The 9,428-nt window shown below is 42.7% G+C and carries 7 protein-coding genes; 6 read left to right on the top strand and 1 reads right to left on the bottom strand.

From position 1 onward, the window contains the following. The 6 genes from ABZB17_RS16490 to ABZB17_RS16465 form a co-directional block, all read left to right on the top strand. Window positions 1-1,153: TonB-dependent receptor domain-containing protein (locus tag ABZB17_RS16490; protein WP_372651674.1), on the top strand; the 1,153-nt coding region annotated here is incomplete at its 5' end. A 101-nt stretch (window positions 1,154-1,254) separates the two neighbouring features. Beyond that, the gene (locus tag ABZB17_RS16485) at window positions 1,255-2,793 is read left to right on the top strand and encodes a RagB/SusD family nutrient uptake outer membrane protein (RefSeq protein WP_372651672.1); all 1,539 of its coding nucleotides are present in this window, start codon (window positions 1,255-1,257) and stop codon (window positions 2,791-2,793) included. Window positions 2,794-2,825: 32 nt separating this feature from the next. Then, window positions 2,826-4,217, top strand: a complete 1,392-nt coding sequence (locus ABZB17_RS16480) for a hypothetical protein (protein WP_372651670.1) — start codon at window positions 2,826-2,828, stop codon at window positions 4,215-4,217. 4 nt (window positions 4,218-4,221) lie between these two features. After that, the gene (locus ABZB17_RS16475; protein WP_372651668.1) at window positions 4,222-5,721 is read left to right on the top strand and encodes a glycoside hydrolase family 30 beta sandwich domain-containing protein; all 1,500 of its coding nucleotides are present in this window, start codon (window positions 4,222-4,224) and stop codon (window positions 5,719-5,721) included. Window positions 5,722-5,732: 11 nt separating this feature from the next. Then, a complete protein-coding gene (locus ABZB17_RS16470) occupies window positions 5,733-7,067 on the top strand; it encodes a DUF5121 domain-containing protein (RefSeq protein WP_372651665.1) in 1,335 nt (444 codons plus the stop codon). A 125-nt stretch (window positions 7,068-7,192) separates the two neighbouring features. Further along, entirely contained in the window at window positions 7,193-8,671 is a 1,479-nt protein-coding gene (locus tag ABZB17_RS16465) for a glycoside hydrolase family 30 beta sandwich domain-containing protein (protein WP_372651663.1), read from the top strand. A gap of 157 nt (window positions 8,672-8,828) precedes the next feature. On the opposite strand, the gene ABZB17_RS16460 is transcribed toward ABZB17_RS16465, so the two are convergent. Beyond that, window positions 8,829-9,428, bottom strand: a 600-nt coding sequence (locus tag ABZB17_RS16460) for a GDSL-type esterase/lipase family protein (protein ID WP_372651661.1), incomplete at its 5' end; no start/stop codon positions are given.

Genomic DNA, 9,428 nt, shown 5'->3' with positions numbered 1-9,428 from the left:
CTGGATCGACGATTTGAAAATCAGAGGTGGCTGGGGACAAACCGGTAACCAGTCGGGAGTTGGCGACTATGCTTATTTGCAACGTTACAACATCACTCGTCAGGCCTGGTTCGAAACCGGAAAGGAAGATGCCTTGCCATTGATTACGCAGGCTAACCTTCGTACCTCCGACCTTACATGGGAAACGACTTCGCAGGTTAACCTTGGTTTGGATGCAACACTGTTTGCCGACCGCGTAACGATTGCAATGGACTATTATTCGAAACACACCGAGGATATGCTGATGTATGTTTCGTTGCCGGCAGGTGCTGCAGCATCAAGCAATATTGTTCGAAACGAAGGTGAAATGATGAACCGCGGTGTTGAGTTATCGGTAAGCTCACGCAACTTTACAGGTGCTTTCACCTGGAACACCGACTTTAATATTTCGCATAACACTAACGAATTGAAAAGCCTTGAATTACAGCAGATTTATTACGATGCTGAAACAACCGATGCTTTTCACCAAATTCGTGTTGTACGTAACGAACCAGGTCGTGCGTTGGGTGGATTCTACGGTTATATAAGCGATGGAGTTGATCCGGAAACAGGAGAACTGATGTACCGCGACACAAATGAAGACGGAAAAATTACAGCGTCAGACAGAACCTATATTGGCGACCCGAACCCGGCCTTTACTTTTGGGTTAACCAACTCGTTTTCGTACAAAGGTTTTAGCGTTAACGTGTTTCTGCAGGGAGCTGTTGGAAACGACATCTTTAATGCATCGAAAGGTGATGTGATGGGGATGTACGATTTGAAAAACCAATCTACTGAAGTGCTTCACCGCTGGCGTACTCCCGGACAAATTACCGATGTACCAAAAGCCGGTTTTGTTATGCAGCCATCAAGTTATTTTATTGAAGACGGCAGTTACCTGCGTGTAAAAGACATCACTTTCTCTTACAACTTCAATGGTGGAATTTTAAACAAACTGGGAGTTTCGCGTTTACAACCTTATGTTACCGCAACCAACCTGTTAACACTTACCGACTATAGCGGAATGGATCCTGAAGTAAACCAATGGGGAAACAGCGGTGCCGTTCAGGGTATCGATTGGGGAACCTACCCACACAGTAAGACTTTTGTTTTTGGGTTGAATGTTGAATTTTAAATCAAATGAAACGAGCATGGAAATAGTTCGCACTACAGCAGATGTTTAAACCGCGAGTTCCATGTGATACCATATAAATAGACAATTTTAATCACATGAAAATGAAGACAAGATATATTTTATCCATTCTTATCATATCCTTGCTGGCAGCTTGCTCCATGGATTATGATCCTTTAGATACCTATTCGGATGTAACTGAAGGAGTGAGCGAGGACAGCGTTCAGGTTGTATTTGAAGATAAAGCTGACGTTTTAGCGCACAGGCAAACACTACTTAATTTGTACAAAAACAGCCAGGAGCACTGGTACCTCGACATGTTATTGCTGGCCGAATCGCACTCGGATAATGCTTATGCAGGATCGCCAGGCGCTGAAACTACACCTTTCGAGGTAAACTCGATTGAAGGATCGAATACCAACCTGAGAAGAGACTGGAACAGCCACATGGGAAATATTGCCCAGGCCAACCGCTTGATCAGTTTTATTGACGATGTAAATGATCCGGCCTTAACAGATGCTGAAAAGCTTCAGTATAAAGCCGAGGCGAAAATATTAAGGGCAATGATCTATTTTGATATGGTTCGCATTTGGGGAAATGTTCCATTGGTAACAACAGTTGCCGGCGACATTACTTCCGAAACCATTGACGATGTTTACCCGGCTTATTTCCCGCCGCAAACCGATGCTTTAACCATCTATCAGCAAATTGAAGCCGACCTTTTGGAAGGATTGCAATACGCTCCTGGCAATGATCCATCGGATAAAACACAGTTCTCAAAATCGGTTGCCCGTGCTTTGCTGGCTAAAGTATATGCCGAAAAACCTTTGCGCGATTACGACAAAGTAATTCAGTATGCCGACGAACTGGCTGCCGATGGTTATGAACTGGTTGACGAGTACAGCGATTTGTTTGGTGTTATACTAACCGATCCGAACGCGCCACCTTCGCAGGAAAATAAAGCAATTGATGCCAAAGCCCGCAATACCAAAGAGACCATTTATGAAGCACAATATTTCCCGGGAAATACCAACTGGGCAACCTGGATGTATGGTCGTCCGCTTAACGACTGGACTTTCTATTTTACCTGGGCGAAGTGGATCACTCCATCACGCGATCTGATTAAAGCTTTTAAAAGCGAAGTTGGCGACAAACGCTTCGCCGAAACGGTTGTTTTTTACAGTTGCGGTTGGAATATCTATTATCCGGCTGATAATTATGCGTTTATGTACAAGTGCCGCAGTGCCTACAACAGTACAATTAAAATGCGTTATGCCGATATTCTTTTGCTAAAAGCTGAGGCGCTGATCGGAAAAGGAGATTACAGTGGAGCAGCTCAGATTATCAACCAAACCCGCCAGCGCGCAGGTTTGAACAATCTGCCAGCATCAGCATCAGCTAGCGAGGAGGCAATTACTGAGGCTTATCTGAAAGAACGCCGCCTTGAGCTGGCAATGGAAGGCCAGCGCTGGTTCGACCTTGTTCGTTTAGAGAAAGTAGAAGAAGTAATGAATGCAGTATACGCCAAAGACGAAGGACGTCCGGCACAGGTTTATCCGTTTACAAGCCTTTCGTATATCCTTCCTGTTCCGCAGGATATTATTGACCAGAATCCAAACCTGGTACAAAATCCCGGATATTAGAATTCAAACCGAAAAATATAAAAGAGAGTAAAATGAAACCTTTATATAAAATTTTTATTTTAACCGGGATAATTGCCTTGTTATTTGCTTCATGCGAAGACGAATACGGCCCCCGAAAAGAATCTACACCTTTTATTGAGACGGGAACAGTTAGCCCTTCCAGTTTTATATTTGGCGACTCAATTACCTTGTCGGCAAGAATTACCGATCCGGCTACAATGCTTACTTCGCTGGCTTACGAGCTGGTGTCGGAAGGACGAACTGTAGTAAGTGGCGAAATTCCATTAGCCGGCGACGATTATGAGGTTGAACAAGCGATTTATGTTCCCTTATTAGCCGATCAGGCCGATAATTCTGCGGTTCAGATAAAGTTGGAAGCCCGGAATGTGCTCAAAGGTTCGGTTAGTACTGAAATTACAGAACTGACAGGGAATCGCCCCATTTACAGTCGGCTGTACCTGGTTACCGACAACGGTAGCGTGGTTAGTTTAGAGTCATCAGACAACAACCGGTTTGTGGGCAACGACTTAACGCTGGAAACATCGGTGAATTATAAAATTGCTGAAAAGCTTAATTCAGACTATTCGATTGACTACAGTGGCGATGTTTATGGCAATGTAAATGGGAAATTGGCCATGATCGACCAAAGTGGCGAGTCGGCTTTTGCATACACGCCTGATGCCGATTACACAAAAACTTTCGTTTTCGACAATTTCGCTTTTACAGCGGCAACCACCGGAAGCCAGTTGGGTGACGATGATTTGGCTCTTTCTGCATTCGCCAATCAGGATGTTAACGGCGAAGCTTTCCGCACACTTACGCGCACACTGGAAAAGGGAAAAACCTACACCGTGTTTGGACAGTTGGGCGATGCTGCGAATATTTACAATCCCGATTTTTTCGAGCGCACAGCCGACAGCCGTGTAACTTTCCTTGGAGAAACAGGTGAATACACCATTTACTACAACCCGGTTCGAAAAAACATTTTTGTTGGCGTTGATAATCCTGCATATCCGCAATACCTTCTGGCTTGTGGTTACGGTTTGGGTTATCCAACAAACGTAAGCACCGATGCAATTGGCGCTGTTTACCCGGGCCATACCCGCGTTCATACCAGCTGGGGTTTCGGAAATGTGCTGAATTACGTGTTGTTCCGCCAAATCGGTGATGGCATTTACCAGGGAACATTCTTTACGCCGGGCGATCACGATCATTTTGCCGGATTCAAACCTTTTGAAAATACCGGTTGGGGAAATGAGAAAAAAGCAGGTCAGTTTACGTTTACCGGCGAACAGATCATTTCAGGCGATAACGATTGGACCATTCCGAATGGTGAGAACGATCCGCTTGTTGAATCAGCCAACTATCGTTTTACAATCAACTTAAACGATAACACGGTAAACATTGAAAAAGTAACGCTTTAATACAATGAGGAAATTATTCGATATAAAATTTATTTTGCTGATAGCGCTGCTTTGCTGTGGTTTTGTGGCCTGTAGCGATGATAATAGCGGTGAAATTGAAGAACCTGAGCAGCCGGAACCGGAAACAGGAGATGTTACACTTTACATCACTACCAATACCCGGTCGTTGGATTTTGCAACAAAAGCGGTTGACTTTAGCGATAAAAGCAATATGTCGCCAACAACCATTAATTTGGAGCCGGAAACACGCTACCAGACAATGGATGGTTTTGGAGCGGCAATTACCGGTTCAACCTGTTATAATCTGTTACAGATGACAGAAGATAACCGGGAGAAGTTTTTGAAAGAAACTTTCTCGCCAACAGAGGGAATGGGCTACAGTTACGTTCGTATTGCCATCGGTTGTTCCGACTTTTCGCTTAGTGAATACACTTGTTGCGATACCGAGGGAATTGAAAACTTCGGACTTACTTCGGAAGAAACCGATTACGTGATTCCGATTTTACAGGAAATTCAGGCAATTAATCCTGATCTTAAAATTTTGGGATCACCCTGGACTTCCCCACGCTGGATGAAAGTGAATAACCTTACCGATTTGCAGCCATTCAATTCGTGGACAAGCGGTCAGTTAAATCCGGCGTATTATGCCGATTATGCCACGTATTTTGTAAAGTGGATTCAGGTTTTAAAGGAATACGGAATCGATATTTATTCGGTTACTCCACAAAACGAACCGCTTAACAGAGGTAATTCAGCGTCGTTGTATATGGGCTGGGAAGAACAACTTGAATTTGTGAAAAACAACCTGGTGCCTGCTTTTAAAGCAGCATCGTTGAACACAAAAATTTATTTGTTCGACCACAATTACAACTACGATAACATGGGCGAGCAGAATGATTACCCGGTGAAAATTTACAATGCAGGGATTGACGAAGATATTGTGGTCGGTGCAGCCTATCACAATTATGGTGGAAACAAGGAAGAGCTTTTGGATATACACGAAAAAGCTCCTGAAAGAGAGTTGATTTTCACTGAAACATCTATCGGTACCTGGAATGATGGCCGAAACCTGCAAAATCGGTTAATTGAAGATATGCGCGAAGTAGCACTGGGAACTGTAAATAACTGGTGTAAAGGAGTAATTGTATGGAACCTGATGCTCGACAGTGACAGAGGCCCCAACCGTGAAGGCGGGTGCCAGACTTGTTATGGCGCGGTGGATATCGACAGAGCCAGCTATTCTTCAATTACACGCAATTCGCACTATTACATTATCGGCCATTTGTCGTCGGTAGTTAAGCCAGGTGCAGTGCGCATCGGTACTTCGGGTTTTTCTGAGGCCGGATTTTACTACTCGGCATTCGAAAACACCGACGGAACTTATGCCGTGGTATTATTAAACAGCAATTCGGCTTCAAAAATGATAACACTCGACGATGGCACAAATCACTTCAGTTACGAAGTGCCTGCCAAATCGGTTATTTCATACCAATGGAAAAAATAAAATCTAACACAATGAAGAACTTAAAATATTTCATATTAAGCATTTTGGGTTTGGCTGTTTTGTCGTGTTCCGATGATATCAGCGAAATCGAACCGGCGGGAAATCCCGTTATGGAAATTGAAAACCAATTCTCCGATGTACATTTTGGAGATGTGCTTCCGTTTACTGTTTCGGTTAACGACGAAATTTCGCTATCGACACTAACTGCCATTCTTTATTTTGGCGAAGAAGAGGTGGAAAGAACGACAATTCGCACGAAAGAAAATGGTGAATATTCAGGTACAATAGAAATTCCTTTTGAGAAAGATATTCCCGATGGAACAGCTACTCTGGAATTTGTATTGCTGAACACAACAATGAATAGCAGTATTGAAACTTTCGATGTTCCAATAACTCGTGCGCAATACCCTTACCTGATTTTGGTAAGTGAAAACGCATCGTACCCCATGTTGCCAACCGGCGAAGAAAATGAGTATGCAGCTACTGAGGCATTCCCGTCAACGGATTTGTCGGCTTATATAAAAACGCCGGTGGTTGATGATAAAGGGACTGAAATCGTATTTGGCTGGGAAGCCGGAGAAATAACAAATGGCGTTTCAAAAGATATTCCTTTTGTAAACCCGGTTGGAGGAACGTATTCGGTAACATTTAACACTAAAACATATAAGGCGGGCCCATTCTTCGAAATTCTACTGAATGGTGAGAAGATGAATATGCTTGATAAAGAAAATTATCAGCTTGATATTGATCTGACGCAAGGGCAGGACGTAAATATTCAGGGTTTGGGAAATATTGCCGACTGGTGGATTGATGCTGATTATCTGACCACGCAGGAAGACGGCTTGTATACTTTTGTTCCGATTACAGGAAAATACCGGGTAACAGCTAATCTGGCACTAAACTATTTCAGAATTGAGGCCCTGGATGGCAACTCACCAGCTGTTTTAAATGCTGACGGAACAGGTGCCGTTTGGGTGATTGGCGAGAATGTTGGTAAACCATCGTTAGCAGATAAAACTGTTGGCTGGAGTCCTGACAATGCATTGTGTATGGCTCCAATTGGCGATAAAAAATACCAGTTGACTGTAGTTGGAGGTACAAATATCAGTACCGACGGAATCAACTTTAAATTCTTCCACCAAAAAGGTTGGGGAGGAGAATTTGGAGGAGATGCCATTTCAACAACAAGCGATATTGTTTTTATTGGCGACGGTACAAATGGCCGCGATAGTGGTAACCTCGGATTGGTTGATGGAGTTACCCTGGAAGACGGTGCTACTTATGTATTTACGGTTGATCTTTCGGCAGGAAACGATCAGGCAGTTTTAACAGTTACAAAAAAATAAGAGAGAGAAAAGGTAGATAGATAAAAGGTTGTGGGCTTCCCGAAATGGGAGGTCTCACAGCCTTTTTTGTTAGACGTTTTTGGCATTTCTGAAAAGAATGTTGAACGAACAAAAAGAAGATGATCATGAAGAATATTTTGAAAACGGTGGTTGGTGTTGTTGCTGTATCGGGTTTATTTATTGCCGGATGCACGAACAAGGAAGTGAATAAAGAAGTGGAGCAGCCACCGGTAGTTGTAAATCCCGAAAAAGTAAGTGTGTATGTAACGGCAAAAGATACCAATCTGAGGTTAGAAACAATTGGCGAATTTAGCTTGCAGACTACCGACCAGCCTTTGGAAACACAGCCTTTTGTTCTGATTGATCCGGCAAAGCAGTTTCAAACCATCGAAGGAATTGGAGCAGCTTTAACCGATGCTTCGGCCGAAACATTTTATAAAATGCCACGAAACATTCGGAAGGAAATACTTACTGCCTTTTACGACCCGGAAAAAGGAATAGGCTATAACTTTTCGCGCACAAACATCGCCAGCTGTGATTTTTCAACTGCATCGTACAATTATGTGGAGGAGAATGATTCGCTGCTGACCACTTTTAACGTTCAGCACGACGAACAATACCGTATTCCGTTTATAAAAGAAGCTATTGAAGCGGCAGGTGGCGAATTGAAGATGTTTGTTACCCCCTGGAGCCCTCCGGCATGGATGAAAAGCAATAATAATGTTTTGCTGGGGGGAAAACTGCTGGAGCAGTTTAAACCGGCCTGGGCAAACTATTACGTGAAGTTTATCGAAGAGTACGAAAAACACAACATTCCGGTTTGGGGGCTTTCGGTACAAAACGAACCTATGGCTGTTCAGCGGTGGGAATCGTGTGTATACACTGCTGATGAGGAACGCGATTTTATTAAGAAATATCTTGGTCCGACTTTGCACAGTAGTGGAATGAGCGATAAAAAGCTAATTGCCTGGGATCACAACCGCGACCAGGTTTATCAGCGTGCTACCACTATTTTAAGCGATCCGGAAGCTGCAAAATATGTTTGGGGCATTGGCTTTCACTGGTACGAACCCTGGACCGGTGGCGATATGCAGTTTGAAAATACAAAACTGGTAAACGATGCTTTCCCTGATGCAAAACTTATTTTTACAGAAGGTTGTGTTGAATCATTTGATATCAAGCGGGTTAACGACTGGGCTTTGGGCGAACGTTATGGCTACTCGATGTTGAATGATTTTAACAGCGGAACTGTTGCGTGGACCGACTGGAATATCCTGCTGGACGAAACCGGTGGGCCAAACCATGTTGGTAACTTATGTTTTGCGCCCATACACGCCAATACGCAAACCGGCGAGTTAATTTATACCAACAGCTACTATTACATCGGACATTTTTCGAAGTTTGTAAAAGAAGGAGCCAAAAGAATTGCCGCGTCGTCGAGTCGCACCGATTTGCAGGCAACTGCTTTTGTAAATCCTGATGGTTCGATTGCTGTTGTTGTACTGAACAGGTCTGACGAAAAATTCAACTACCAATTGCTGATAAATGGCAAATCAACCGACCTGGAAAGTTTACCTCATTCCATCATGACGATTACAATCTAAAAATTGGTCATCTTCGGTTAAGAAGATGAAAAACGAAAGCGCTTAAATTTTTGATTTAGGCGCTTTTGTTGTTTTAAAAAGTACTTGTTAATTCTACACCTTTTATTTGCAATACTTTTAGAACTCTTTTAGAAATTAAATATAATAAAACAACTATTCATTTTTCAAGATCAGAAGAAATTATTTCAGCCCATTTCAAATAACCTTTTGCTGTTAAATGAAGGCCATCGTTGGTGAAATCAGGATTTAAATAGTTGGTTTCATCCTCCGTAAACAAATGAAACAAATCAATAAATTCAACATTGTTATTATTACACCAGCGGTTTAGTTTTTCGTTTATGTCCATTACTTCATTGGTTTTACTCACATGGTTTGAAAATTTACTAAACGATGGATTCACAGGTAAAATACTTTGTACATAAACCTGTGTTGAGGGAGAACTCTCGCGAATACTGTTCACAATTTTGCAGATGTTTTGAAAAACTGTATCTGCCGGAATGTTTCGGGCCAAATCGTTAATCCCTATTAACAAAAATACTTTTGCGGGTTTTGATCGTGTTACTTCATCAAGCCGATAAAGAACGCCTTCAGTAATATCTCCGCTTATTCCCCGGTTCTTAATATTGGGATTTTGAAATAGTTCACTCCATTCACATCCATCAGTTATACTATTGCCCAGCATGATGATTTCATTCGGGGTGTCCGGAAGCTTTTCAAATAACGTTAGCCGCTGATTGTAGTAGGTGCTAAAATTATT

The sequence above is a fragment of the Draconibacterium sp. genome (genome assembly GCF_041583095.1).
Taxonomy (GTDB): domain Bacteria; phylum Bacteroidota; class Bacteroidia; order Bacteroidales; family Prolixibacteraceae; genus Draconibacterium.
This window is presented reverse-complemented; position numbering and strand designations above follow the sequence as displayed.